Origin of the sequence: Erythrobacter sp. SCSIO 43205, from assembly GCF_019904235.1 — a bacterium.
Lineage (GTDB): Bacteria > Pseudomonadota > Alphaproteobacteria > Sphingomonadales > Sphingomonadaceae > Erythrobacter.
Genome location: NZ_CP063202.1, coordinates 184,016 through 210,092, shown reverse-complemented (window position 1 = coordinate 210,092; position 26,077 = coordinate 184,016). Strand labels below are relative to the sequence as shown.

General features: G+C 58.1%; 24 protein-coding genes and 1 tRNA gene. 16 read left to right on the top strand and 9 right to left on the bottom strand.

Features of this window, described 5'->3' with window-relative positions:
* Positions 1-20: 20 nt before the first annotated feature.
* Positions 21-317, bottom strand: coding sequence for a GNAT family N-acetyltransferase (locus tag INR77_RS01045; RefSeq protein ID WP_223072120.1), 297 nt, complete (start codon positions 315-317; stop codon positions 21-23).
* Positions 318-383: 66 nt separating this feature from the next.
* On the opposite strand from INR77_RS01045, the gene INR77_RS01040 reads away from it, so the two are divergent.
* Positions 384-1,403, top strand: coding sequence for a low specificity L-threonine aldolase (locus INR77_RS01040; protein WP_223073339.1), 1,020 nt, complete (start codon positions 384-386; stop codon positions 1,401-1,403).
* 17 nt (positions 1,404-1,420) lie between these two features.
* Complete coding sequence (locus INR77_RS01035; RefSeq protein WP_255573846.1) at positions 1,421-2,320, top strand: DMT family transporter; 900 nt, start codon at positions 1,421-1,423, stop codon at positions 2,318-2,320.
* Here the strand turns inward: INR77_RS01035 and INR77_RS01030 are convergent.
* Positions 2,303-3,097 carry an SDR family NAD(P)-dependent oxidoreductase gene (locus INR77_RS01030; protein ID WP_223072118.1) on the bottom strand — a complete coding sequence of 265 codons (795 nt, stop codon included), beginning with the start codon at positions 3,095-3,097 and terminating at the stop codon, positions 2,303-2,305. The two genes, INR77_RS01035 and INR77_RS01030, sit on opposite strands and share 18 nt — an antisense overlap.
* A gap of 52 nt (positions 3,098-3,149) precedes the next feature.
* On the opposite strand from INR77_RS01030, the gene pepN reads away from it, so the two are divergent.
* The 8 genes from pepN (at position 3,150) to INR77_RS00990 (ending at position 12,825) form a co-directional block, all read left to right on the top strand.
* Complete coding sequence (pepN, locus tag INR77_RS01025; protein WP_223072117.1) at positions 3,150-5,849, top strand: aminopeptidase N; 2,700 nt, start codon at positions 3,150-3,152, stop codon at positions 5,847-5,849.
* Complete coding sequence (gene pgeF / locus INR77_RS01020) at positions 5,842-6,600, top strand: peptidoglycan editing factor PgeF (protein WP_223072116.1); 759 nt, start codon at positions 5,842-5,844, stop codon at positions 6,598-6,600. Before pepN ends, pgeF begins: the two co-directional genes overlap by 8 nt.
* A 234-nt stretch (positions 6,601-6,834) precedes the next feature.
* Positions 6,835-7,401 carry a ubiquinol-cytochrome c reductase iron-sulfur subunit gene (petA, locus tag INR77_RS01015; protein ID WP_223072115.1) on the top strand — a complete coding sequence of 189 codons (567 nt, stop codon included), beginning with the start codon at positions 6,835-6,837 and terminating at the stop codon, positions 7,399-7,401.
* 59 nt (positions 7,402-7,460) lie between these two features.
* Positions 7,461-8,771, top strand: a complete 1,311-nt coding sequence (locus INR77_RS01010) for a cytochrome b/b6 (protein WP_223072114.1) — start codon at positions 7,461-7,463, stop codon at positions 8,769-8,771.
* Between the two features lie 38 nt (positions 8,772-8,809).
* Positions 8,810-9,676, top strand: coding sequence for a cytochrome c1 (locus INR77_RS01005; protein ID WP_223072113.1), 867 nt, complete (start codon positions 8,810-8,812; stop codon positions 9,674-9,676).
* Positions 9,677-9,782: 106 nt separating this feature from the next.
* Positions 9,783-10,334, top strand: coding sequence for an adenine phosphoribosyltransferase (locus INR77_RS01000; RefSeq protein ID WP_223072112.1), 552 nt, complete (start codon positions 9,783-9,785; stop codon positions 10,332-10,334).
* A 35-nt stretch (positions 10,335-10,369) separates the two neighbouring features.
* Positions 10,370-12,235 carry a sodium:proton antiporter gene (locus tag INR77_RS00995; protein ID WP_223073338.1) on the top strand — a complete coding sequence of 622 codons (1,866 nt, stop codon included), beginning with the start codon at positions 10,370-10,372 and terminating at the stop codon, positions 12,233-12,235.
* Positions 12,235-12,825 carry an OmpA family protein gene (locus tag INR77_RS00990; RefSeq protein WP_223072111.1) on the top strand — a complete coding sequence of 197 codons (591 nt, stop codon included), beginning with the start codon at positions 12,235-12,237 and terminating at the stop codon, positions 12,823-12,825. The genes INR77_RS00995 and INR77_RS00990 overlap by 1 nt, the downstream gene beginning before the upstream one ends.
* On the opposite strand, the gene INR77_RS00985 is transcribed toward INR77_RS00990, so the two are convergent.
* The 6 genes from INR77_RS00985 to panC form a co-directional block, all read right to left on the bottom strand.
* Complete coding sequence (locus INR77_RS00985; protein ID WP_370632259.1) at positions 12,802-13,536, bottom strand: 3'(2'),5'-bisphosphate nucleotidase CysQ; 735 nt, start codon at positions 13,534-13,536, stop codon at positions 12,802-12,804. The genes INR77_RS00990 and INR77_RS00985 overlap by 24 nt on opposite strands.
* 8 nt (positions 13,537-13,544) lie before the next feature.
* Positions 13,545-15,458 carry a sulfate adenylyltransferase subunit CysN gene (cysN, locus tag INR77_RS00980; protein WP_223072109.1) on the bottom strand — a complete coding sequence of 638 codons (1,914 nt, stop codon included), beginning with the start codon at positions 15,456-15,458 and terminating at the stop codon, positions 13,545-13,547.
* Between the two features lie 118 nt (positions 15,459-15,576).
* Positions 15,577-16,488: a sulfate adenylyltransferase subunit CysD gene (gene cysD, locus INR77_RS00975; protein WP_223072108.1), complete on the bottom strand. Its 912-nt coding sequence runs from the start codon at positions 16,486-16,488 to the stop codon at positions 15,577-15,579.
* Between the two features lie 65 nt (positions 16,489-16,553).
* A tRNA-Gly gene (locus INR77_RS00970) sits at positions 16,554-16,627 on the bottom strand.
* A 45-nt stretch (positions 16,628-16,672) separates the two neighbouring features.
* Positions 16,673-17,713, bottom strand: coding sequence for a DUF475 domain-containing protein (locus INR77_RS00965; protein ID WP_223072107.1), 1,041 nt, complete (start codon positions 17,711-17,713; stop codon positions 16,673-16,675).
* Between the two features lie 39 nt (positions 17,714-17,752).
* The gene (gene panC / locus INR77_RS00960) at positions 17,753-18,610 is read right to left on the bottom strand and encodes a pantoate--beta-alanine ligase (protein WP_223072106.1); all 858 of its coding nucleotides are present in this window, start codon (positions 18,608-18,610) and stop codon (positions 17,753-17,755) included.
* A gap of 138 nt (positions 18,611-18,748) precedes the next feature.
* Between panC and INR77_RS00955 the strand changes: the two genes are divergently transcribed.
* The 6 genes from INR77_RS00955 (at position 18,749) to INR77_RS00930 (ending at position 25,565) form a co-directional block, all read left to right on the top strand.
* Positions 18,749-19,585, top strand: a complete 837-nt coding sequence (locus INR77_RS00955; protein WP_223072105.1) for a division plane positioning ATPase MipZ — start codon at positions 18,749-18,751, stop codon at positions 19,583-19,585.
* A 1-nt stretch (position 19,586) separates the two neighbouring features.
* A complete protein-coding gene (locus INR77_RS00950; RefSeq protein WP_223072104.1) occupies positions 19,587-19,904 on the top strand; it encodes a J domain-containing protein in 318 nt (105 codons plus the stop codon).
* A gap of 107 nt (positions 19,905-20,011) precedes the next feature.
* Complete coding sequence (gene pgmG / locus INR77_RS00945; RefSeq protein WP_223072103.1) at positions 20,012-21,448, top strand: phosphoglucomutase/phosphomannomutase PgmG; 1,437 nt, start codon at positions 20,012-20,014, stop codon at positions 21,446-21,448.
* 31 nt (positions 21,449-21,479) lie between these two features.
* A complete protein-coding gene (locus INR77_RS00940) occupies positions 21,480-22,310 on the top strand; it encodes a DUF2059 domain-containing protein (protein ID WP_223072102.1) in 831 nt (276 codons plus the stop codon).
* A complete protein-coding gene (locus INR77_RS00935) occupies positions 22,307-24,793 on the top strand; it encodes a ligase-associated DNA damage response DEXH box helicase (protein ID WP_255573845.1) in 2,487 nt (828 codons plus the stop codon). Before INR77_RS00940 ends, INR77_RS00935 begins: the two co-directional genes overlap by 4 nt.
* A gap of 4 nt (positions 24,794-24,797) precedes the next feature.
* A complete protein-coding gene (locus INR77_RS00930) occupies positions 24,798-25,565 on the top strand; it encodes an aminoglycoside adenylyltransferase domain-containing protein (RefSeq protein WP_223072101.1) in 768 nt (255 codons plus the stop codon).
* Positions 25,566-25,634: 69 nt separating this feature from the next.
* Here INR77_RS00930 and INR77_RS00925 read toward each other — a convergent pair whose 3' ends face one another.
* Entirely contained in the window at positions 25,635-26,069 is a 435-nt protein-coding gene (locus INR77_RS00925; protein WP_223072100.1) for a biopolymer transporter ExbD, read from the bottom strand.
* Positions 26,070-26,077: the final 8 nt, after the last annotated feature.

Sequence of the window (26,077 nt, the reverse complement as noted above, 5' to 3'; positions counted from 1 at the left end):
GGGTGGCGTGACCGCCAGACTCAGCCAGCGCGTAAATCTTCCCACTCAGGGTTCTCGTCGAATTTCTTTGCGACGTACCAGCATTGCGGGACGACTTTGAACCCCTGCTCTTTCGCGTCTTTGATAAGCGCCTTGACCAGCACCGCTGCAACCCCGCGCCCGCCAATTTCCTTTGGCACAATGGTATGTGTGGCAACGCGGACCCCCTCACCTTGAGGTTCCCAATCCAGATGGCCGGTGGCGCTCTCACTGGCGAGGGTTGCGATATACTTACCGCCGTTTGCCGATGGCTCATGGGTGATGGTGATGTCGTCCAATGGAAAGCTCCTTCTTGCCAACTTCGCCAAGCTCACTAGAGGCTTTGCGCCATGAGCGAGACCCCCATGACTGTGACTAGGCCCTTCCTGTCCGACAATGCAGCCCGCGTCCACCCCAAGGTGTGGGAGGCGATGAGGGCCGCTGATAGCGCGGACAACCCTTACGATGGCGATGCGCTGTCTGCGCAGCTTGATGAACGGTTCAGCGATCTGTTCGGGCGCGAATGCGCCGCTCTTTGGGTGGCGACGGGGACGGCGGCGAATTGTCTGGCGCTGGCCACTATGGTCCAGCCGCATGGCGGCGTTGTCTGCCATACAGAAGCGCATATTGAAGTCGATGAAGGCGGCGCGCCGGGATTTTATCTCCACGGGGCAAAGTTGATGCTGTGTGCCGATAGCCATGGGGGTGAAGGAGCCAAGCTGACACCTGAAGGTATCGCCGCGCTGATTGATCCGATCCGCGATGATGTTCACCAGGTTCAACCCCACGCCATCGCAATAACGCAGGCGAGCGAATATGGCCGCTCTTATACCAAGACAGAATTGCAAGCGCTAAATGCGTTCGCAAAGGAGCGGGGTCTTGGCCTCCACATGGACGGCGCGCGTTTTGCCAATGCGGCGGCTTTCTTGGGCGGGTCGGCAGCGGATGCCGCTCACGGTGTCGATAGTCTGGCGTTCGGCTTCATCAAGAACGGCGCGATGAGCGCGGAGGCCGTGGTGCTGTTCGACCCCGAACAGGCGAGCCTTGCCAAGTATCGCCGCAAGCGCGCCGGACACCTTCAATGCAAAGGCCGCTATCTCGCTGCGCAAATTCTTGCGATGTTAGAGGGTGATTTGTGGCTTGAAAATGCGGCCCACGCCAATGCGGCGGCACGCGAGATTGCAAGCGGTTGCGGGGACCGATTGATGCACCCTGTGGAGGCGAATGAGCTCTTTGTGTGCCTTTCTGGTGCCGATAGGGAGGCTTTGAGAGCGCAAGGTTTCGCGTTTTACGACTGGGGCGCCGATGCCGCGCGTTTTGTCACTGCATGGGACACACGCGAAGACCACGCGAGCGCGCTGGGTAAAGCGATCGCCAGCCTGTGAGCGCCTCGGCTCCAACAATGCTGAACTGGCGGGTCATCCTCCCCTTCGTGCTCACCGGCACGATCTGGGGATCGACGTGGTTCGTCATCACTGGACAAATCAACGGCATTCCGGCGGCGTGGTCGGTGTTCTACCGCTTTGCGCTCGCGACACCGGCGCTGTTCCTCGTTGCGTTTTTGACGAAGCGCAGGCTTCGCCTTACTCGGCCAGAGCAAATGCTGGCCGTGCTTGTTGGCCTGTTTCAGTTCAGCGGCAATTTTCTCTTCGTCTATCATGCCGAACTTTATGTGACCTCCGGCATCGTTGCGATGATGTTTGGGCTTTTGATGGTGCCTAATGCACTGCTCGCAAAGGTTTTTATCGGAGAGCGCGCTCAGGGCCGCTTCTGGATCGGCAGTGCGATTGCGATTGTGGGTGTGTCCTTGCTGTTGGTGCATGAATGGCGGGCGAACCCTGATGCTGGCGTTGTCGGCGGCAATGTCGGGCTTGGCATCGTGCTCGCGATGCTGGGTATTCTCGCCGCATCCTTTGCTAATGTCATTCAAGCCAATCCGACCGGGCGCGGCGTGCCGATGGTGAGCCTGCTTGCTTGGGCGATGCTGTATGGCACGATCTTCGATCTGGGCTTTGCGTTCGTGACCGCAGGGCCACCGCCCGTGCCAACCGCTCCAAGCTATTGGGGCGGGATTGTCTATTTGGCGCTGATCGGATCGGTGGTGACTTTTCCATTGCATTACAATCTCGTGCGCGAGATTGGCGCAGGGCGCACCGCGTATAATTCGATCCTCACGATCAGCGTCGCGATGCTGATCTCGACCCTGTTTGAGGGCTATCAATGGACGGCTCTCACCGCGAGCGGGATGGGGCTTGCGGTGATCGGGATGGTACTGGCGCTCAGGTCAAAGCAGGCTCGCTAGCCCCTCAATGTAGGTCGGATATTGAAGTTTCCAGCCAAGCACGCGCTTGGCCTTACCGTTCGCGACTCGTCGATTCTCACCATAAAATCCGCGCGCCATCGGCGATAATTTGGCCTCCTCCAGCGTCTCCATTGTGGGAGGTTCGATCCCAAGAAGCGCGCAGGCGTGTTCGGTCACGGCATTACCGCTGATCGGCAAATCATCGCCGAGGTTATAGGCGCCGGCAGGTGCATTGCTGGTGAGCGCGGCCACTACGCCGCTGGCAATGTCATCGACGTGGCAGCGGCTAAACACTTGTCCGGGTAGATCAATCCGCCGCGCACGCCCCTCGCGCACCCGGTCCAATGCGCTTCTTGTCGGGCCATAGATGCCGGGCAGGCGAAAGACCCGTGCACCCATTTCCATCCAAGCTGCATCCGCCTCGGCGCGCGCATTGCGGCGGCCTTCGCCTGTTTGGACGATTGTTGGGGTGGCTTCATCGACCCATGCGCCTTGCTGATCGCCGTAAACGCCGGTGGAGGAAAGGTAATAGAGCGCGCGGCCCCGTAAAGCGTCGCCATATTTCGCCAGCACCGGGTCTTCGCCCGCATCGCGATCTGGCGGTACGGAAGAAAGAACGTGAGTGGCGCGGGCAAGGGCAGCTTCAACCGCCGTCGAATCGCCGAAATCGATGGTGCCATCGCTCCCCGTCGCCTCAACCTGCCAGTCGAGTGCCTCAAGCCGGGCGGCGATGCGCTTGGCGGTGTAGCCAAGGCCAAAAATCAACAAATGCGACATTGCTTGCCTCAATCGGTTGGAACCAGAGCCAAATCAACCTAAATCGATGCGCATGGATATAGCGACAACCCCATCGAATCCCCAAGGCAACCCTGAACTGGCTGATGCAGCGCCCAATCCGGCTGAACCCCCGGTAATCCGGCGCGAGGATTACAAGCCTTACCCTTGGGCAGTGCCAGAGACAAAGCTGCACTTTGACCTTGGCATTGAGAAAACCACAGTGACTGCAACGCTGAGCGTTCGGCGCAATGCCAAAGCGGATGCAAGCCAGGTTTTGCGGCTGAACGGCGATGGCCTTACCGCGAAAGCCGTGCTGGTGGATGGTGCGCCCACAAATGACTGGGTGATGGAAGGGCCGGATCTTCTTCTGACGCTTCAGGGCGAGGATCACGAGGTGACGATCACCACCGAAATCGCGCCTGATAAAAACACGACATTGATGGGGCTCTATGCCTCTAATGGGATGCTGTGCACCCAGTGTGAGGCAGAAGGGTTTCGGCGGATCACCTTCTTCCCCGACCGCCCCGACGTATTGTCCACCTACCGCGTGCGGATGGAGGCGGACAAGGCGACCTTCCCGATCCTCCTTTGCAACGGCAATAAAGAGGCGACGGGCGATCTTGAAGGTGGGCGCCATTTTGCCGAATGGTTCGATCCTTGGCCCAAGCCTTCCTATCTCTTCGCGCTGGTTGCTGGCGATCTTGTCGCGAACAGCGGGCCTTTCACCACCATGTCTGGCCGCGAGGTGGAGTGCAATATCTGGGTCCGCGCTGAGGATTTGGGCCGCACTGATCATGCCCTTCAATCGCTTCACAATGCGATGAAATGGGACGAAGAGGTGTTCGGGCGCGAGTATGATCTCGACCTTTATAACATCGTTGCCGTTTCCGATTTCAACATGGGTGCGATGGAGAATAAGGGGCTCAACGTCTTCAACACGAAATATGTGCTGGCCGACGTTGAAACCGCAACCGATGCCGATTTCGACGGTGTCGAAGGGGTTATTGCGCACGAATATTTCCACAATTGGTCGGGCAACCGCATCACCTGCCGCGACTGGTTCCAATTGTCCTTGAAAGAGGGCTTCACGGTGCTGCGTGACCAGCTCTTCTCGCAGGATATGCGCGGAGAAGCGGTCAAACGCATTGAAGATGTGCGCATCTTGCGCGCGGCTCAATTCCCTGAGGATGCTGGACCCTTGGCGCACCCCATTCGCCCGGATAGCTACCGCGAAATCAGCAATTTCTACACCGCCACAGTTTACAACAAGGGCGCTGAAGTCATCCGCATGATGCGTTCCATGGCCGGGGTGGAGCGTTTCCGCAAAGGTACCGATCTTTATTTCGAGCGCCACGATGGCGAGGCGGCGACCTGCGAGGATTTCATCAAGGCGATTGAGGATGGCGCGCAGCTCGACCTTACCAATTTCCGCAAGTGGTATTCGACTGCGGGTACTCCGGTCGTGAAGGTGCGGCGCGAGAGCATACCGCGCGATCACGATGACTGGCTCCACATCTCGCAATTCCTTCGCGGCAAAGACGGGGAAGAGGTCCCGTGCGATTTCACGATCCCGTTGCGGATCAAGCTGTTCGGCAATGGGGTGGGTGATCAAGAACAACTCTTGATTCTCGACAAGCACAGCATGACTCTGCCGATTGATGATCGCACCGATGCGATTTCGATCAATCGCGGCTTCACTGCTCCGGTCATCATCGATCAGGCCGCCAGCAAAGCTGCATTGGTGATTTTGGCGCAGAACGATGACGATCCGTTTGCCCGCTATGAAGCGCTGCAAGAGCTGACGGTGATGTATATGCTCAGCGCTATTCGTGGTGAGTTCGATCCGTCTCGCGGCACGTCAGAGCTTCAGCGCGATGCTATCGCCGGCTCGAAGGTGAGCTTTGAGCGTTCGCTGGTTCGCGCGTTCAAGTCGGTGATCGAAGATGCCGACCTCGATGATGCAATGCGCGGCGAATTGCTCAGCCTGCCGAGCGAAACCTATCTGTTCGAACGCATGGCAAGCGGGGACAGCAAGGCTGATCCGGGCGCAATCCATGCCGAGCGCGAAGGGCTTAAAGCCATGCTTGGGCGCGAGCTCAAGGATGAGTTCCATGCGCTTTATGACCGCTGCGAAAAGGTCGCCTTCGATGATCCGGCCGGGCGCGGGGCGCGCAAAGTCAAGACGATCGTTTTGGGCTATGCCGCTGCATCAGACCCGGCCAAGGCCGCAGAGCTTGCCGCACATCAATATGACAGCGCCGATAACATGACTGATCGGCAAGGCGCGCTGATGGTGCTCGCCAGCCTTGATTGCCCTGAACGCGAAGCGCGGCTCGAAGATTTTTACGAGCGCTTCAAAGACAATGATCTGGTGATCGACAAATGGTTTACCCTTCAAGCGCTCTCGTTACACCCCGATGTGCTCTCTCAGGTTGAGGCGCTTGCCAAACACCCCGATTTCAAGATGAGCAATCCCAACCGTGTGCGCTCGCTTTATATGGCGTTTGCCGGGAACCCCAGCGCCTTCCACGCGGCCGATGGCTCAGGCTACAAGGTGATCGCCGATTGCATCATCGCGCTTGATCCGATCAACCCGCAAACGGCCGCGCGTTTTGTGCCAGCTTTAGGCAAATGGCGGCGGATTGAGGCGGGGCGTGCCTCACTGATGAAGGCCGAGCTTGAGCGAATCGCAGCGCAGGGCAAGCTCTCGCGCGATACGTTCGAACAAGTGAGCCGCAGTCTGGATGGCTGAAACGCCGTTTCACATTGAGCGCTCGCCAGAGTTGGCAAGCCTTCCCCATGCCTTTTTCGGGTCAGCAGAGGGCTTGCATCAATTTGGCTTTGGCGGACCCGGAGATAGCGACGCGATCCAGGCCGTGCGAGCCGGTGCGGCAAGCGCATTGGTCAAAGGTGCGCCTTTGGTGGCGCCGCATCAAGTGCACTCTTGCGATGTGATCACAGTGGATGAGCCGTGGTCTGATGAGCCTGAAGGTCGCCCGGTGGCCGATGCCCTTGTCACGAATCGCCCCGGTATCGTCCTTGGCATTGTCACTGCCGATTGCGGGCCGGTGCTTTTCGCAGACGAAAAGGCAGGAGTGGTGGGCGCAGCTCATGCCGGGTGGCGCGGCGCGCATGGAGGGATCCTTGAAAACACGCTCGCCGCGATGGAGGCTTTGGGGGCGCAAACCCCTGACATTGCCGCTGTCCTTGGCCCCACAATTGCGCAAGAAAGCTATGAAGTCGATGCGGCCTTTCGCGAGAATTTCATGGTATCCGATGATGTCCATTTCGCCCCTGCAGGAGTGCGCGATGGGCGCGAGCGGTGGCATTTCGATTTGCCAGGCTACATCGCCGCGCGGTTAAATGCAGCGGGCGTCGGGACCGTTTCAATCATCGGCCAGGACACCTACGCTGGCCGGAGAGCATATTATTCTTACCGCCGTGCTACGCAGGAAGGCGCGCCGGATTACGGGCGACAACTCAGTGCAATTGCGGTGCGTTAGGGCTTGCAATTCTTCGCACCTTGCGCCTAGCGGAACTGATTGTGCTTAAAACACCATTGGCTTTCCCAAGAATTCACTTATAGGGGCGCCAATCGTGGAACGTGTGTCCCGTGAGTTTTCGGGGCGCTACGATGGATTGGGATAGCTGGCGCGTGGATCGCGTTGCTGGCAGGAATAACTGAAACACCGCGTCGGGCTTCTCCGGTCGCGGTTAAATTAGCAGGGTATCGAAAAATGGCTTCGACTGCAGACAACGCAAACGCTGAAGAAGGCAAGGGTGAAGGCGTACGTCGCCGCGACTGGATTCACATCGCCGCGATCAGCACCGCAGGTGTTGGCGGTGCATCGGTTCTGTTTCCTTTGGTAAGTCAAATGGCACCAACCGCTGACGTTCTCGCAGCGTCCACCACCGATGTTGATGTCTCGTCGCTTGAGCCAGGTCAGTCGATCAAAGGCGTGTTCCGCGATCAGCCATTGTTTGTGAAGCGCATGGCGCCAGAAGAAATCGCTGAAGTCAAAGCAGTGGATGCCGGCAGCCTTCGCGATGCAGAGACGCTGGAAGATCGTCTTGGCGAAGGCAATGAAGACATTCTGGTCCAGCTTGGCGTGTGTACGCACCTTGGTTGTGTGCCGCTTGGCGCTGGCGAGGGTGAGGACAAGGGCGAGTTCGACGGCTATTTCTGCCCGTGTCACGGTTCGCACTATGACGCTGCTGGCCGCATCCGCAAAGGGCCTGCACCAACCAACCTCGTGGTGCCGGATTTCGCCTTTACCTCTGACACCACCATCCGTGTCGGCTAATTGATCGTAGCTATGGTTACGCAAACTGTTTCAACGAAAAGAACGAGCAAGAGAGCATTATGAGCTTCGCCTGGGCAAATTCTTACGAACCGAAGAATGACTTTACCAAGTGGCTGGATGAAAAACTCCCGCTGCCACGGTTGGTCTATAACGCGGTTGGTGCTGGTTATCCGGTGCCGCGTAACCTCAACTATATGTGGAATTTCGGCGTTCTCGCCGGTTTCTTCCTCATGTTCCAGATTGTCACAGGGATTGTCCTTGCGATGCACTATTCTGCGAACACCGAGGTCGCCTTTGGTCAGATTGAGCATATCATGCGCAATGTGAACTACGGCTGGTTGCTGAAATATGCCCACGCCAACGGCGCGAGCTTCTTCTTCCTCGTCATTTATATGCACATTTTCCGCGGGTTTTATTATTCATCCTATAAAGCCCCGCGTGAGATGATCTGGCTACTGGGGGTTGTGATCTTCCTGCTTATGATGGCGACCGCCTTCATGGGCTACGTTCTGCCATGGGGCCAGATGAGCTTCTGGGGCGCGAAGGTGATCACCGGCCTGTTTGGCGCTATTCCGTTTATTGGTGAGCCGCTTCAGGTCTGGCTGGTCGGTGGTTATGCACCGAACAACTCGACGCTGAACCGCTTCTTCTCGCTGCACTTCCTGCTGCCGTTTGTGATCCTGGGTGCGGTTATCCTGCACATCTGGGCGCTGCACATTCCGGGGTCTTCAAACCCCACCGGCGTTGAAGTGAAGAAGGAAAGCGATACGGTTCCTTTCCACCCCTATTACACCGCCAAGGATGGCTGGTTCCTGGGCCTTGTTCTCTCGCTTTTTGCAGCGGTCGTGTTCTTTGCGCCAAACGCGCTGGGCCACGCTGAGAACTGGATTGAGGCCAACCCGCTTTCGACCCCTGCTTTGATCGTGCCTGAGTGGTACTTCTACCCCTTCTACGCGATCCTTCGTGCTTTCACCGGCGATCTCACCATTCCGTTCACCGGGATTGTGCTGATCGAGGCGAAACTTCTCGGTGTTATCGCGATGTTCGGTTCGATCCTGCTGTGGTTCTTCCTGCCATGGCTCGACAAGAGCCCGGTGCGTTCGGGTTCCTATCGTCCGCTGTTTCGCATCTTCTTCTGGATCTTCGTCGTCGACATGGCTGCGCTGTTCTATCTTGGCGGTGCGAAAGCCGAAGAGCCCTATATCGTGCTCTCGCAAATCGCGACCGCGTGGTACTTCCTTCACTTCCTGGTGATCCTGCCGATCATCAGCCAGATCGAAGTGCCAAAGGCGCTGCCGTTCTCGATCACGGACGCTGTCCTTGGTAAGAATGAACCAGCAGCACCAACCGCGGCTGAACCGGCTGAGTAACCCTTTTCACTGACCCGATAACGAGAAAGAGTTAGGTCATGACCATTCGTCTTGGAGGCATTCTTGCAGGTATCGCGATCACGGGGGTTTTGGTCCTCTGGTCGCTGATGCCGGGTCTCTTCAACTACGCAAGCCCTGAAAAGCCCGATTACTACGCGTTTCAGGAGCCCTACATTGCTCCTGAAGGTGGGTTCTCGTTCGATGGGCCGCTTGGCACCTGGGACTATGCGCAGCTGCAGCGCGGCTATAAGATTTACAAAGAGGTCTGCTCGGCCTGTCACAGCCTGAAGTTCGTCGCGTTCCGCAATCTGGAGCAGCTTGGCTACACTGAGGCGGAAGTACGCGCCGAGGCGGCGACATGGGAAGTTCCCGGCATCGACCCCAAGGATGGTTCTGCGATCAAGCGTCCGGGCCTTCCGACTGACCAATTCCCATCGCCTTACGCCAACGAAGTCGAAGCGCGCGCGTTCAACAACAACGCTCTGCCGCCTGACCTTTCGCTGATCACGAAGGCGCGTAAGGACGGTGTTCACTACGTTTACTCTCTGATGCAGGGTTATAACGAACCCGATCCAGAAGATGTGGCCAAGTCACCGAACTTCGAAACGCCGCCGGGCCTGTACTTCAACGAGTACTTCTACAACATCAACATCGCTATGCCGCCGCAGCTTCTTGATGGCATCGTCACCTATGACGACGGCACCGAAGCTACGACCGAGCAAATGGCACAGGACATCACCGCATTCCTGACATGGGCGGGCGAGCCTGCGCTGATCAAGCGCAAGCAAACCGGCTGGTTCGTGATTGGCTTCCTGCTGATTGCAACGCTCCTTGGCTTCATGTCCTACAAGACAGTCTGGGCAACCAAAAAGGCTGAGAAAAAAGGCAAGGCAGAGCTCATCTGATCTTCCTCGCGAAAGCTAAATCAAGCGCCTCGTCGTCCGGGTCCGGATGGCGGGGCGTTTTCATTTGCAGCCTTTCGTTTTCTCGTCACAGCGTTAGGACAATCGCATGAACTCTCAGCCGCTATCCCCTGACGCGCTCAAAGCGCTGGTGCGAACCGTCCCTGACTTTCCGCAAGAGGGTATTCAGTTTCGCGATATCACGACGCTGATTGGTCATGGTGAGGGCCTCGCGTCCACCGTCCACCATCTCGCCCGGTTGGCTCAGGCTAAGGGTGCTCAAAAGATTGCCGGGATGGAAGCGCGCGGGTTTATTTTTGGCGCAGCGGTCGCGGTGCAATTGGGTATGGGTTTTGTGCCAGTGCGAAAACCCGGCAAGCTCCCGATTGCAACCATCGGGGTTGATTACGACCTTGAATACGGCACCGACCGCTTGGAGATTGACCCTGCTGCCATCGCTTCTGGGGAGCGCGTCGTGATTGTCGATGACCTTATCGCCACTGGCGGCACTGCGCTCGCCAGCGCTGACTTGCTGCGCCAAGCGGGCGCTGAGGTGAGCGATGCCTTATTCGTGATCGATCTGCCTGATCTGGGCGGCGCGGATCGTTTGCGCGAGGTAAGCGTTGATGTGAGCGTACTGATGCAATTCGAGGGCGAGTAACACCTTATCCGCTCCGATATAGAAGGCCCACTGCCATTTCATTAGAAACTCAAGCCATCACGATTGCTGCCGTCGGTGCCCTTGGCATCGGCGCGCAGTGGGCTGCGTGGCGGACCGCATGGCCGGCGATCGTCCTGATGTTGGCGGCAGGCTTTATCGCGGGGCCGATCACTGGCTTCATCGACCCGGAAGCCGCCTTTGGTGAGCTTCTTGACCCGCTCATTTCCATCGGCGTTGCACTCATTCTGTTTGAAGGAGGGCTTAGCCTCGACCTTCGCGAACTGCGCCATTCCGGGCAGGCGGTTTGGCGCCTTGCGACCATTGGCGTGGTCATCGGATGGGCTTTGGGCGCGCTTGCGGGGTTTTACATCGCGGGGCTTGTCTGGCCCGTCGCGGTGCTGTTCGGGGGTATCCTGATCGTCACCGGTCCGACTGTGGTGATCCCGCTGCTGCGACAGGCCAATATTCAACCGCGGCCCAATTCGATCCTTAAATGGGAAGGCATCGTCAACGATCCCACCGGCGCTTTGTGTGCGGTTCTCGCCTACGAATATTTCCGCCGGGTCAATGAATTTCCCGATGCGAGCGTCTTTGATGTTGCGCCGCCATTGATCATTGCAGCCATTCTGGCAGGGCTTGTCGGATATGCTGCGGCGCGCGCTATCGCCTGGGCGTTCCCGCGCGGTGCGATCCCGGAATATCTCAAAGTCCCGGTGCTCTTCATTACCGTGATCGGCGTGTTCGTCCTCACCAACCAGATTGAGCATGAGGCAGGGCTTGTCGCGGTAACAGTGATGGGTGTCACACTTGCCAATCGAGATGTCTCAAGCCTTCGGTCCATTCACCCGTTCAAAGAGAACATCGCAGTTCTTCTGGTATCGGGCATTTTCATCGTGCTCGCAGCGTCCCTTAAATGGGAAGAGCTCACCTATCTCCAGACCAGCTGGCGGCCTTGGGCGTTTCTTGTCGTGCTCCTTTTTCTGGTGCGGCCGATCACCGTCCTTGTCAGCCTGCTTGGCAGTGACATCCCGTGGAATGAACGTATCTTCGTCGCATGGATTGCGCCGCGCGGCATTGTTCTGGTCGCTATTTCGGGCCTGTTTGCGCTTCGCCTCGGTGATCTTGGCATTGCAGGCGGGCAAATCCTCATCGGCCTCAGCTTTGCTGTGGTGGTTACCACCGTCATCGCGCACGGCTTCAGCGTCAATCTCGTTGCGCGCCTGTTGAAGGTCAAAGGCGATTCGCGGCCCGGCCTGCTTCTCGTCGGGGCAACACCTTGGACCATCGCCCTTGCAAAAGAGCTTCACGCGATTGGCACGCCGGTTCAAATCGTCGATCAAAGCTGGCAGCGACTTGGCCGCGCGAGGCTGGAAGGCTTGCCGCATTACCACGGCGAAATCCTCAATGAGGCGACTGAGCACAACCTCGACCTCACACCCTTTCAAGTCCTTGTCGCAGCCACAGAGAACGAGGCGTATAATGCGCTTGTCTGCAATGAGTTCGCACACGAGATTGGCCGCGATATGGTCTATCAACTGGGTGAAAATCAGGACAGCGAGAGCCGCACAGCCTTGCCTCAAAGTATTCGTGGACGCGCGCTTTTTGACGATGGTGTCGGCGTTGCCGAAGTGAATGAACGGGTGCGAGCCAATTGGGATTTCAAGAAAACCAAGCTCAGCGAGGAATTCACGTTTGAAGATGCGCAAAAGCTTTTGCCGGACGATGCGAGCCTGTTGCTGATTGTCCGTGAAAGCGGCACTTTGCGCTTCTTCACCCATGCGGTGCGCCCCGTGCCGCGTGCAGGAGACACCATCATCTCCTACGTGCCCCCAAAAGCGCCAGAGCCAAAAGATGCTCAACCCAAACGCGAAGATCCCAAAGCACGAGAGAAAGCGAGTTGATGCGCCCGATTAATGCCCTTGCCCCGATCTGTTTGTTGCTGCTGAGCGCCTGCCAAACCGAAAGCGAAGAGCCTGCCCCGCCTCAAGAACCTGTGGCACAGCCTACCGAAGCGGTGTCGATCCTTCGCCCTGATGTAGCGGTCCCTGACGAAGTGATCGCCTCCTCGAAAGGGTACAGCACAACAATCGGTTTTCCTGACGGCGGCAGCGAGCTTGACGCAGATGCCATCGCTGCGTTGGAAGAAGTGGCTGCATCTGAACAATTTGCCAATGACACCCCGATCATCCTTCGCGCGCATAGCGACAGCGCGGGCAGCGATGCGGTGAACGCGCGTGCGTCTGAGGCACGCGGGCTTGCTGTGGCTGAGTGGCTCATCAATGCGGGCGCCAAAGCTGATCGGATTGATGTCATCGTCTTTGGCGAACAAAATCCGGCAGAGCCAAACGCCTTGCCCGATGGCGCGCCCAACAAAGCGGGACGTGCGGCCAATCGCCGGGTTGAGATCGAGATACTGCCCCTCACCACCCAAGGGGACGAAGCGGAAAGCGCGCCTGAGCCAAGCCCTTCAGAGCCCGGCAACCAGTCGTAGTACTTCGTCGGCCAGCTCTCGCCGGCAGATCAGCAGGTCGGGAAGGTATGTGTTCTCGCGGTTGTATTTGATCGGCGCTCCATCGATGCGCGAACAATGCAGGCCGTGGGCCTTTGCCACGGCGACAGGGGCGCAGCTGTCCCATTCATATTGACCGCCTGAGTGAAGATAAACCTCCGCCTCGCCGCGCACCACTGCCATTGCTTTTGCGCCAGCGGAGCCCATGCCGACAAGCTCGCCGCCCATCGCTTCGGCGACAGCAATGGCCTCTTTTGCAGGGCGCGTGCGACTGACGAGGAAGCGTGGGGCTTTGGCCGCATCAGGGAGCGCGCTCACTTCGTCTGTGCGCACCACCACTCCGCCATCAAGGCCGGGCAGCGCCACCGCCCCTGTCGTCGCTACGCCATCGATCGCAAGGCCTATGTGCACCGCCCAATCGCTGCGATTCTCGCCATATTCGCGGGTGCCATCGACCGGATCGACAATCCAGACCCGCGATTTGGAGAGGCGCGAGGTGTCGTCCTTTTCCTCTTCCGATAAAAGTCCGTCGTCGGGCCGCGCGGCGCGAAGAGCATGGCACAAAAACTCATTGGCAGTTTCATCGCCTGCATCGCCGAGCGCCTTGCCTTCAAACACGCCGCTCTCGCGCACTTCAAGCAGGATGCGTCCGGCAATCTTCGCCAGATGCGCGGCCAGTTCGGCATCGTTCATCGCGCTACTCATTTAAGCGGCAATATCTGAGCAATGATGTATTCGGCAGCCTCAAGCGGAGTCATATCCACCGTGTTCACCCGAATTTCGGGGGCTTCGGGCGCTTCGTAAGGGCTGTCGATCCCGGTGAAGTTTTTAAGCTCGCCCGAACGTGCCTTTTTATACAGGCCCTTCACATCTCGCTGCTCTGCAACTTCGAGGGGTGTATCAACGAAAATCTCGATAAACTCGCCTTCAGGAAGCATTTCGCGCACCATCTGACGCTCCGCCCGGAAAGGCGAGATAAAGGCGGTGAGCACGATCAGCCCGGCATCCGCCATAAGCCGCGCAACTTCACCTATGCGGCGGATGTTCTCAATCCGGTCGGTTTCGGTGAAGCCCAGATCCTTGTTCAGGCCATGGCGCACATTGTCCCCATCAAGCAGGAAAGTGTGCCGGTTCATCAGAGCAAGCTGCTTTTCAACCTCATTGGCGATTGTGGATTTGCCAGAGCCCGAGAGCCCCGTGAACCACAAGACGCGCGGTTTCTGGTTCTTTAGGCTCGCATGGTCATCGCGGGTGATCGTGGTCGCTTGCCAATGCACATTTTGTGCGCGGCGGAGGCTGAATGCGATCATGCCGGCGGCGACGGTCGCATTGGTGAATTTGTCGATCAGGATGAACCCGCCAAGCCCTTTATTCGTCGCGTAGGGTTCAAACACGATCGGCTTGTCGGTCGCAAATTCGGCAACGCCAATGGAATTGAGCTCCAGCGTCTTTGCCGCCAGATGATCGAGGCTGTTGACGTCGATCTCATATTTTGGCGGCTGAACGGTAGCAGTGACCGTCTGGCTCCCGATTTTGAGCCAATATCCCCGACCCGGCTTCATCGCGGTTTCGTCCATCCATACAATGGTCGAAGAAAACTGGTCGGAGGCCTCTGGCGGGTTATCCGCGGCTGCAATGACATCGCCGCGGCTGCAATCAACTTCGTCTTCGAGGGTGAGCGTCACTGATTGGCCCGCGACAGCTTCATCCATGTCGCCATCAAAGGTCGCTATGCTCTTGATCGTGCTCGTCTTGCCCGATGGCACTACGCGCACTTTATCGCCCGGTCTTACCGTACCGCTTGTGATCTGGCCGGCGAACCCACGAAAGTCGAGGTTAGGGCGGTTCACCCATTGGACCGGCATTCGGAAAGAAGCGTCCTGCGCAGCCGTGCTCGAAAGCTCAACGCTTTCAAGATGGTCGATCAGCGCAGGGCCGTCATACCAAGGGGTGTTGGCAGAGGGCGCAGAAGTAATGTTGTCGCCCTTGAAGCCGGAGATGGGGATGGGGGTGAAGCCCTCAATCCCGACTTCTTTGGCAAAGGCAGAGTAATCCTCGACAATCGCGTCAAATGTCGCTTGCGAATAATCGACAAGGTCCATCTTGTTTACCGCCAGCACCAGATGCTTGATGCCAAGAAGGTGCACAAGGAAAGAGTGCCGCCGCGTTTGTTGCAGCACGCCTTTGCGCGCATCGACAAGGATCACGGCGAGGTCAGCGGTCGAAGCACCTGTCACCATATTGCGGGTGTATTGTTCGTGCCCCGGCGTATCGGCGACGATGAACTTGCGTTTTTCAGTGGTGAAAAACCGGTACGCGACATCAATGGTGATACCCTGCTCGCGCTCTGCGGCAAGGCCGTCCACGAGCAGCGCAAAGTCGATCTCCTGCCCTTGCGTTCCGTGGCGCGCGCTGTCGGCTTCAAGGCTCGCCAGCTGATCTTCAAAGATCATCTTGGAATCGTACAAAAGGCGCCCGATCAGGGTCGATTTGCCATCGTCTACGCTGCCGCAGGTGATGAAGCGCAGGAGGCTCTTGTTCTGGTGCCCTTCGAGATAGGCATCGATGTCTTCTGCGATGAGAGCATCGGTTTCGTAGGTGGGGTGGTTGGTCATGATGCGTTCTTCATTTCCGCGAAGGCAGGAATCCTGCTAGCTTCCGTGTGGGGCGAAGGACCCCGGATCAAGTCCGGGGTTGACCTTTCGTCAGCCACTTCATGTCTGACGTGGCAGGTCAAAAATACCCCTCCTGCTTTTTCTTCTCCATTCCAGCACCGCCTGCGTCTTTGTCGATCACGCGGCCCTGACGCTCGCTGGTGGAGGTGAGGAGGGTTTCCTGTACCACTTCGGAAAGGGTGGACGCTGTGCTTTCAACCGCGCCGGTCAGCGGGAAACAGCCAAGCGTGCGGAACCGCACCGACTTCATGGTGATTTCCGGTTTCTTGCCCATCACCCGTTCGAGCCGATCAATATCGTCCGCCATGAACAGGCCGCCCTCCCACTCAAATGTGGGTCGCTCCGCTGCGAAATAGAGCGGCACGATCTCGATATTTTCGGCCATGATATATTGCCAGATGTCGAGCTCGGTCCAATTCGACAGGGGGAAGACGCGGATGCTTTCGCCCTTGTTTTTCTTGGCGTTGTAAAGGTTCCAAAGCTCAGGGCGCTGGTCCTTGGGGTTCCACGAATGAGATGCTGTGCGGAAGGAAAAAACACGCTCTTTCGCGCGGCTTTTTTCTTCATCGCGGCGCGCCCCGCCAAAGGCTGCGTCGAAGCCATAGTGGTCAAGCGCCTGTTTCAGCCCTTGGGTCTTCCACATATCGGTGTGCAGCGCCCCGTGATCAAACGGGTTGATCCCGCGCTCCTCAGCTTCCTCGTTCTGCCAGACCAGCAGTTTCATACCGGTCTTTTCCGCCATGCTATCGCGAAGGGCGTACATATCCTGAAATTTCCAGCTCGTATCGACATGGAGCAGCGGGAAAGGCGGAGGTGCGGGGTAGAAGGCCTTGCGGGCCAGGTGCAGCATAACCGCACTGTCTTTGCCCACCGAATACAACATGACTGGATTCTCAGCCTCAGCCACCACCTCGCGCAGGATGTGGATGCTCTCAGCCTCGAGCCTTTGAAGGTGCGTAAGTAACGTCATGACACGCCAGCTAGTGCCTTACGCGCCTATCGCAAAATTAGAAAACCTATGGGGAGGGAAAATTTTGGAGCGGGTAAGGGGAATCGAACCCCTCTAGCCAGCTTGGAAGGCTGGAGCATTACCACTATGCTATACCCGCTCAGGTCAGTCAGGAGCGCTCATTGCCATTAAATCAGCGCGCTCGTCAAGCAGGTTGAGCGGCTGCGTCCGCCTTGTTCGCGCGCACCGATGACCAAAAGGCAAGGCCAATCAGTACAGCGCCAATCAACCCGGTGATGACTTCGGGGATGTGCGCGAAAGTGTTGATGTACATGATCACCGCCAGCGCAAGGATCGCGTAGAACGCACCGTGTTCGAGATAGCGGTACTCGCTCATCGTGCCTTTACGCACGAGGAAGATCGTCATTGAGCGCACGAACATCGCACCAATGCCAAGGCCGATAGCGATAATGATAAGGTTATTGGTGAGCGCGAAGGCACCGATCACTCCATCAAAGGAGAAACTCGCATCGAGCACTTCGAGATAGAGAAACGCGCCAAACCCTGCCTTTGCGACGTCGCCGGACGAAGGGGTAGGCGGCTCCAGCACGTGGTTGACGATTTCAACGGCGAGATAGGTCAGAAGCCCGCCAATGGCTGCGACAATAAAGGTGAGCGCGTCTGCGTCTGCCAGCATGGTTGATGTCGCCCAGGTGCCAGCGAGGACAAGACCAATAGAGATCGCCTCGATGTCGGCAACCTTTGCCAATGGCCGTTCGATCACGCGGATCCAATCGTGGTCCTTATCTGCGTCGAAGAAGAATTTGAGCCCTACCATGCCCAAAAACGCGCCGCCAAATCCCATCAGGCCGATATGCGCATCGCTGACGATGCGTTGATATTCTGCCGGATCGCTAAGTGCCAGACGCACCGCGTCCACAGGGCCAAGCGAGGCTGCGACCATTACGATCACAATCGGGAAGACGACCCGCATCCCGAACACCGCGATTGCGATACCCCAAGTGAGGAAGCGTTGCTGCCAGACTGGGGTCATGTCTTTCAGGATGGATGCGTTGACGGCTGCATTGTCGAACGAAAGCGAGACTTCGAGCACTGCCAAAACGGCACAAATCCATAGGATTGAGAGCGTGCCATCGACCGTGCCGGTCATCTCCCAGCCATACCATCCGCCCAGCGCCATACATATGGCAGTGAAGAGGAAAGAGCCCCAGAAGTGCTTAAGCATTACGGTGTGTGTCCTTCGTGGCCGCTCACGCCGGATGTATCATGCGCACACGGCCATATTGTCGATCAAGCGGGTGGTGCCAATGCGAGCGGCAACCAATAGCCGCGCAGGAGATCCCGATAGGCGCTCCAACGGCGCAAGGGAAGCGCTATCGGCAAGAACGGCGTAGTCAACGCTGGCAAAGCCTGCTTGCAGCAACTCCCCTTCAAGCGCGGCGAGGACCGGGGCCACTGGCTCGCCGTCCTCAATGCGTGCAATCGCCGTTTTCATTGATTGCGGCAGAGTGGTCGCAGCGGCTCGATCGCCTTCGGACAGATAACGGTTGCGGCTCGACATGGCGAGGCCGTCGCTTTCGCGCACTGTCGGCACGCCGACGATGGAGTGCACATGAGGGCGCGTCAGATCGAGATCGCGGGCCATTGCGCGGATGACGGCGAGCTGCTGGAAATCCTTCTCGCCAAAAAAGGCCATGTCGGGCGCGACTTGGTTGAAGAGCTTGTTCACGACCGTTGCAACGCCGTCAAAATGGCCGGGGCGTGCCGCGCCGCATAACCCCTCGCTTACTCCGCTCACCGAAATGCTGGTCACAAAGCCATCGGGATACATTTCCTGCGGCTCTGGTGCCCACAAAAACGCACAGCCTTCAGCCTCCAACATGGCTGCATCCTCGGCCAATTGGCGCGGGTATGCGTCCAGGTCTTCGTTCGGGCCAAATTGCGTCGGATTCACAAAGATTGAGGCCACCACACTGTCACATTCTTCGCGCGCGCGGCGGATGAGCGTCAGGTGCCCTTCATGCAGCGCGCCCATGGTCGGGACGAGCCCAATACGCGCGCCGTTCTCGCGAAGCTTGGCAATGCTTGTTCTCAACACATCGAGCGTGGTTGCTGTTTGCACCTCTGGCTCCCCTCGGATAACACTTGGGCGTGCGATAGACCGGGGCGCTGCGTTTCGACAAGCTTCCCTTCACGCACTGGGTCAACATTTCAGAGCTGGTGGGCGCGGCGCACCGGCCATACGCACAGGACAGTTTCTATGGACGGCGCGCCTGCAAGATACGGCACTCACCGGATTGTCTTCGCCAATGAAAAAGGCGGGACGGGCAAATCAACTACGGCTGTGCACGTGGCAGTGGCGCTGTCCTATCTGGGCAAGCGTGTCACCATGCTTGACCTTGATCCGCGTCAGCGCACCTCGCACCGCTATATGGAAAACCGCTTTCACACGATGCAGCGGCGTGGGCTCGAACTGCCGACACCGGCTTGCGAAGTGTTCAAGGGGCGCAGCGATTCTGCCCTTCTCCTAAAGATTGAAAAGCTTGAGAAAGACTGCGAATTTCTCATCATCGACAATCCGGGCCGGGACGATCCTCTGGCGCGCGCGGCCGTGGAGCAAGCGGATACGCTGGTCACGCCGATGAACGACAGCTTTGTCGATTTCGACCTGATCGGACAGGTTGATCCGGAAAACTTCAAGGTCAAAAAGCTGTCCTTTTTCGCCGAACTCATATGGGAAGCGCGGATGAAAAGGAGCCGGGCAACAGCGACCGGCGCGCGGCCTGAAATGGATTGGGTGGTTGTGCGCAATCGTACGGGTCACACAGAGGCGCGCAATATGGCGCGGATTAATAAAGCGCTCACCGAAATGGCAAAGCGCGTGGGCTTTCGCGTGACTCACGGCCTTTCCGAAAGGGTGATTTACCGCGAGTTGTTTCCATCCGGGCTCACTCTTCTGGACAAAGGGCATTTGGGCGAACTTGGCACCAGCCATCTGGTCGCGCGTCAGGAATTGCGCGCGCTTGTGGCCGCGCTGAAGCTTCCCGCCATGAAACCGGGCAAGACCGAAGCGAGCGCTGCGATGGAGCCCGCCTAGGATGCTCAAGTTTGCGATCATCCTTGCGCTTGGTGCGGTTCTGTTCCGTTGGGCGCTCGGCAAGTGGCCGTGGCAAATGCTCTCCGGCCCGCAATCCCGCTCACAAAAACTTGCAGAGGCGCGCAAAATCTTGGGCGTATCACGCAAAGCCACGCGGGCAGAAATCTTGAGCGCGCATAAGAAATTGATCGCACAGGTTCACCCCGATCGCGGCGGATCAAGCGGCGAGGTGCACGATGCCAATGACGCGCGCGATTTATTGCTTGCCGATCTTGCGCTGAGCGATGGTGAACAATCGGACAAAGATACACCAGTTTGACATCATTTCATGCAAGCAGAGCATCGTGAATGCTGCTAGGGGTCAAGTAAACCGACAAGCTGTTTTCCCAAGCACTAAACTCAAGCGAATTGAGGTTCTTACTAACGATGTCATACAATTTTGATCCCACCATCCTTCGCGAATACGATATTCGAGGCATTATTGGCGAAACTCTGGGAGTGGACGATGCGCGCGCGATTGGCCGTTCATTCGGCACGCTCCTGCGCCGTGCGGAAGAAGCGGCTGGCGCCCAAGGAGCGCCCAAGGTTGCGGTGGGTTATGATGGGCGGGTTAGCTCACCCATGCTTGAACACGCTCTTGTCGAAGGGCTGACCGCGAGCGGCTGTGATGTCGTGGCGATTGGCATGGGGGCAACCCCGATGCTGTATTACGCCGAAGCTTCAAGCGAAGAGGTGAAAGGCGGCATTCAGATAACTGGCAGCCACAATCCCCCCAATTACAATGGCTTCAAGATGGTATTTCAGGGGCGACCGTTTTTTGGGGCTGACATTCAACGGCTCGGCACGATGGCGGCGGCCGGGGACTGGGCCGAGGGGGCGGGAGAAGTCACCGCCAGAGACATCCTTGGCGAGTATGTCGAGCGTATGCTCGAAGGGCTCACCGGTATTGACGAGGCAAAGCTTGCCGGGCTGAAAGTTGGCTGGGATGCGGGCAATGGTGCGGCGGGCCCAGCTCTCGAAGCGCTGGCTGAGCGTTTGCCGGGTGAGCATCATTTGCTGTTTACTGAAGTTGACGGTCATTTTCCTAATCACCACCCTGATCCAACGGTTGAGGAAAATCTGGTGGATTTGCGCAAGCTTGTCGCTGAGAAGAACCTCGATTTTGGAGTGGCCTTTGACGGGGATGGTGACCGGATCGGAGCGATCGACGGTGAGGGCCGGATAATTTGGGGCGATCAGCTATTGATGATCTATGCCGAGGACGTTCTAAAAACGCACCAAGGTCAAACGATTATCGCGGATGTGAAGGCGAGCCGCGCGCTGTTCGATCACGTGGCAAAGTGCGGCGGTGAGCCGCTGATGTGGAAGACCGGTCACTCACTGATTAAGTCCAAAATGAAGGAAACGGGCTCGCCGCTGGCTGGCGAAATGAGCGGGCACGTGTTCTTTGCTGACACTTATTACGGTTTTGACGATGCGCTTTATGCGGGTGTGCGCCTGCTTGCAGCCTCCGCGCGGCTCGGCAAATCCGTGACTGAGCTTCGCGGGGCTATCCCTGATATGCTCAACACGCCAGAGATGCGCTTTCAAGTGGACGAAGCGCGCAAATTCCCGGCGATGGCCGAGATTTCCGAGCGGCTCACCACCAATCCGGGCGATGGCGTTGAAGAGGTCAACACAACTGACGGTGTGCGCGTGAACACCGCCGATGGCTGGTGGCTCCTTCGTGCGTCCAACACACAGGACGTTCTGGTCGCGCGCGCCGAGAGCGACACGCAAGAGGGTCTTGATCGCCTTATCGCGCAGATCGATGAGCAGTTGGAGCTATCGGGTTTGGAACGCGGCGAAAGTGTCGGGCATTGACAGTTCAACGACCTTACCAAGGATCATGAATATGAAACGTTTCCTTTTTGCCGCTGCGTCCGGACTTTCGCTGATTGCCGCCCCTGTGACCGCTCTGGCTCAAAATTCGGGCGAACCAAGTGCACAGCAGCTTGAAGCGATGGGCGATATGTTCGCAGGGATGTTCACTTCCGAACCCCTGACCGACGAACAAGAGGCGCGTCTGCCCGCAGCAAAAGCGTTGATCGACGTGATGATGCCCGAAGGCTTCTACGCCGACATGATGAGCGAAATGATGTCGAGCACCATGGGGCCGCTGCTTGATATGATGGGCGGAGCGGGCGCTGCTGAGATGGTGATCGGCAGCCGCGTGATGGTGGACCCGCAAGTTACCGCCTCGCTTTCCGATGCGGAAAAGGCCGAGCTTGCAGGATTGCTTGACCCGTCATTTGGAGAACGCGGCACCATCATGCAGGACATGTTGAATGACATCATGCTTGAGGCAGCGGTCTTGATCGAACCGGGCTTTAAGGAAGGCATGGCCAAAGCTTATGCAATCCGGTTCGATGATGCGCAGCTTGCCGACATTGCCGCTTTCTTCGCAACGCCCACAGGCAAACTCTATGCTCAGGAAAACATCAAGCTGATGGCTGACCCGCAAGTCATGTCAGCAAGTATGCAAGCGATGCCTGCGATGATGCAGCAATTCGGCGATATGGGTGCGCAAATGGAGGCAGCGATGGCGGCCCTCCCGCCGGAGCGCGATGTCAGTGATTTGAGTGCAGAGCAGCGCAGCCGCATGGCGCAGATATTGGGAGTGGATGAAGCCACTCTTGGCGATGTTGTGACCCCAGTTGCGCCGGTCACGATCCAAGGCGAGTGATCGCAAACGCAAATCTGCCTGAAATTCCTCCAGAGATTCAGGGCTGGTTTGACGCGCGCGGGTGGCGGGTGCGTCGCCATCAGCTCGAAATGCTCAAGAAGGCGCGCGCTGGAGCCGATGCGCTGCTGGTGGCGGACACGGGCGCTGGCAAGACCTTGGCCGGTTTCCTGCCTACCTTGTGCGATTTTGCGCCCTCATCTGTCGAGCCGCCCGAAGATGGCTTGCACACGCTCTACGTGTCTCCGCTCAAGGCGCTGGCGCATGATGTGAAGCGCAATCTTCTCACCCCGATTGAGGAAATTGGCCTCCCCATTCGGGTCGAGACGCGTTCGGGCGACACCTCTTCGGACCGCAAAAAACGCCAGCGCGAAAAGCCGCCGCACGTGTTGCTGACAACGCCTGAGAGTCTGTCGCTGCTCCTCTCCTATCCCGAAAGTATGGAGCTTTTCCGCACGCTGAAACGCGTGGTGATCGACGAGGTTCACGCTTTCGCCACCGGCAAGCGGGGCGACTTGCTCGCGCTTTCTTTGGCGCGTTTGCAACGCCTCGCGCCCGATATGCAGCGGGTCGCGCTTTCCGCAACGCTCGCCAATCCGCTCAGCTTTCAGGAGTGGCTTGCGCACCAACCCGCCGATGACACGGGTGAAATCCGCGCTGCCGATCTGGTTCTGGGCGAGGACGGGGCGGAACCGCAAGTCGACATCCTCCTGCCGATTGAAGAACGCGTGCCTTGGGGTGGGCACGCGGGGCGCTGGGCGGTGCCGCAATTGATGGAGGCAATCGCGGCTAATCGCACCACGCTGATCTTCACCAACACGCGCTTTCTGGCTGAGTTTATCTTCCAATGCCTTTGGGAAGAGAATGAGGACAATCTGCCCATCGGTGTCCACCACGGCAGCCTTTCCAAAGAGGCGCGGCGGCGGGTCGAGGACGCTATGGCAGCAGGGGAATTGCGCGCGCTGGTGTGCACCGCCAGCCTCGATTTAGGGGTCGATTGGGGCGATATTGATCTCGTGGTGCAGATGGGTGCGCCCAAGGGTTCTTCGCGCCTCCTTCAGCGAATCGGGCGCGCAGGCCACCGCCTCGACACCGCCAGCCGCGCGGTGCTGGTCCCGGGCAACCGCTTTGAATTCTTGGAAGCCATGGCGGCGAAAGACGCGGTTGATGAAGGGATGCGCGATGGCGAGGACTTTCGTGCGGGAGGGCTTGATGTACTCGCACAGCACGTAATGGCCTGCGCTTGCGCTGCGCCTTTTCAAGAGGATGATTTGCTCGCGGAAATCCGTTCGTCTCTGGCCTACGCTTGGCTCGATAGGACGACATTCGATCGCGTTCTGCATTTCGTCGAGAGCGGCGGCTACGCGCTCAAAGCCTATGACAAGTTCAAGCGGATCGTGCGTGACAAGGCCGGGGTCTGGCGGCTCTCCCATCCCAATCAGGCGCAGCGTCACCGGATGAATGCCGGCATCATTGTCGATAGTGAAATGCTCCAAGTGCGCTTCAAAAACGGGCGACAGCTGGGCAAGGTGGAGGAGCGCTTTGCCGCGCAGCTCTCGACAGGGGACACCTTCTTCTTTGCGGGCATGAGCCTTGAGGTTGAGAGCGTCAAGGACATGGATGTGATCGTGCGCGCGGCCAAGACGTCGGCGACGATCCCCTCTTATGGCGGCTTGCGCCTCCCGATTACGAGCCATTTGGCAACGCGGGTGCAAGCGATGCTTGATGACCGCGCAGGATGGGGGCGTTTTCCCGATGATGTGCGCGAATGGCTGGAAGTGCAGGATTATCGCAGCCGCCTGCCAAAGCCCGGCGAACTGCTGGTCGAAAGCTTCCCTCACGCGAATAAGCACTACACCGTTTACTACACCTTCGAGGGGTGGAACGCGAACCAGTCGCTTGGGATGTTGATCACGCGGCGGATGGAGAGCCTGGGGCTGATGCCCGCGGGGTTTGTGGCGAATGACTACACACTTGCCGTTTGGGGGCTGAAGCCCGTGCTTGATCCCAAACCGCTCTTGTCGCCCGACATTCTAACCGAAGAGTTCACCGATTGGGTCACCGAAAGCCACCTCCTGCGCCGCGCATTCCGCGAAGTGGCGGTGATCAGCGGCCTGATCGAGCGACAACACCCCGGCAAGCGTAAGACGGGTAAGCAAGTCACTTTCTCAACCGACCTCATCTACGATGTGCTCAAGAAGTACGAGCCCGATCACGTGCTTTTGGAGGCTGCCTGGGCGGACGCGAGAGCGCGGATGACAGACGTGGGGCGGCTCGCGGATTTGCTGGAGCGTTCGCAGCACGAATTGGTACACGTGGAGCTGGAACGGGTTTCGCCATTGGCCGTGCCCGTGATGACAATGATCGGCCGCGAGGCGGTGCCGCAAGGCGCGGTCGATGATGAGCTCTTGATCGAGGCGGAGACACTGGTGGGTGAAGCGATGCGGATCGACCCCCAAGAGATAGATTGTGGGGAGGGAGATTAGTCCGTTGCAAAAGCTGTTCGATCTCCTCCCGCCTGATTCTGCGATAACGCCCTATCTTGAAGAGGTCACGTCCATCCACTGTGAAATCCTAGGCTCCGATCTGGTTGCCTTGTACCTCCACGGATCGCTCGTACAGAACGACTTTCGGCCCGGCTTGAGCGATCTGGATATCCTTGGCGTAGTCTTGGGAGAGATCACTCCAACACGCCAGAAGCGGCTCACTGACCAGCTCGGCCACGAGGCCCTGCCGGTGCCTGCTTTCGGGTTGGAGCTTATCATCTGCTCTCTCGGTGCGGTCACATCACCGGTTGTGCAAATGCCGTACGAGTATGCTCTTTCAACGGGTAGTGAATGGGGCGTTCAGACGGAAACGAAAGGCATGAGCAGCGACATTCTTATCAATATGCAGCTGTGTAGACAAAGCTCGTTCGCTCTTTACGGCCCATCAGCTGTGGAGGTGCTTGGGCACCCCGATTCAGACGCGCTTCGCCAAGCGCTCCGCGATGAACTTGACTGGCACATCCGCGACTTGAAGGACGCGTCACCCGGCTCCTCGACTGCCAATGCTGTGCTGAATGCGGCGCGTTCGCTTTACGCGGCAACTTCGGGTGAAATTGTTTCAAAAAGCCAAGGCGGAGAATGGTGGCTGGCACATGAGGGTGAGAATGACGTTGTCTCACAGGCGCTGGCTTATCGCAGCGGAAAGACGAGTTTGGCCCCTTATAACCAATCGGCAGGCACGTTCGCCGAGAAGGTCATGACCAAGCTCTGACCTTCCCCCAATAAAAAAGGCGCCGCGGTTTCCCGCGAGCGCCCTTTGTCAGAGCCGCGGCTCTAAAGCTTATTCTTTACCGAAAACGCGATATTTCTCGTTTCCGACAAAGCCGAACTTGGTGACGCCCGATGCTTTAATCGTCTGCAGCACTTTGGCTGAGAGATCGTAGCTGGCAAGCGCTTCAGGCTCGAATTGCAGCTCAGGCTCAACCGCCATTGCTGTGCTTTCAGCGAGAAGCGTACGCAGCTGACCTTGCGAGATGGCATCGCCGTTCCACAAAATCTGGTTTTCTGCGGTTAGGACCAGCTTGTTCTTCACCGGGTCCACTTGCACGTCGCTTGGCGGTGTTTCACCTGATGGAAGGTCGATGTCGACCGAGTGGGTCGCCACCGGGATGGTGATGATGAACATGATCAGCAGAACGAGCAGAACGTCGATCAGCGGGGTCATGTTCATATCGATCATCGGTTCGCCGTCGAGCTTACCTCCAGCCATACCCATGTCTGTTT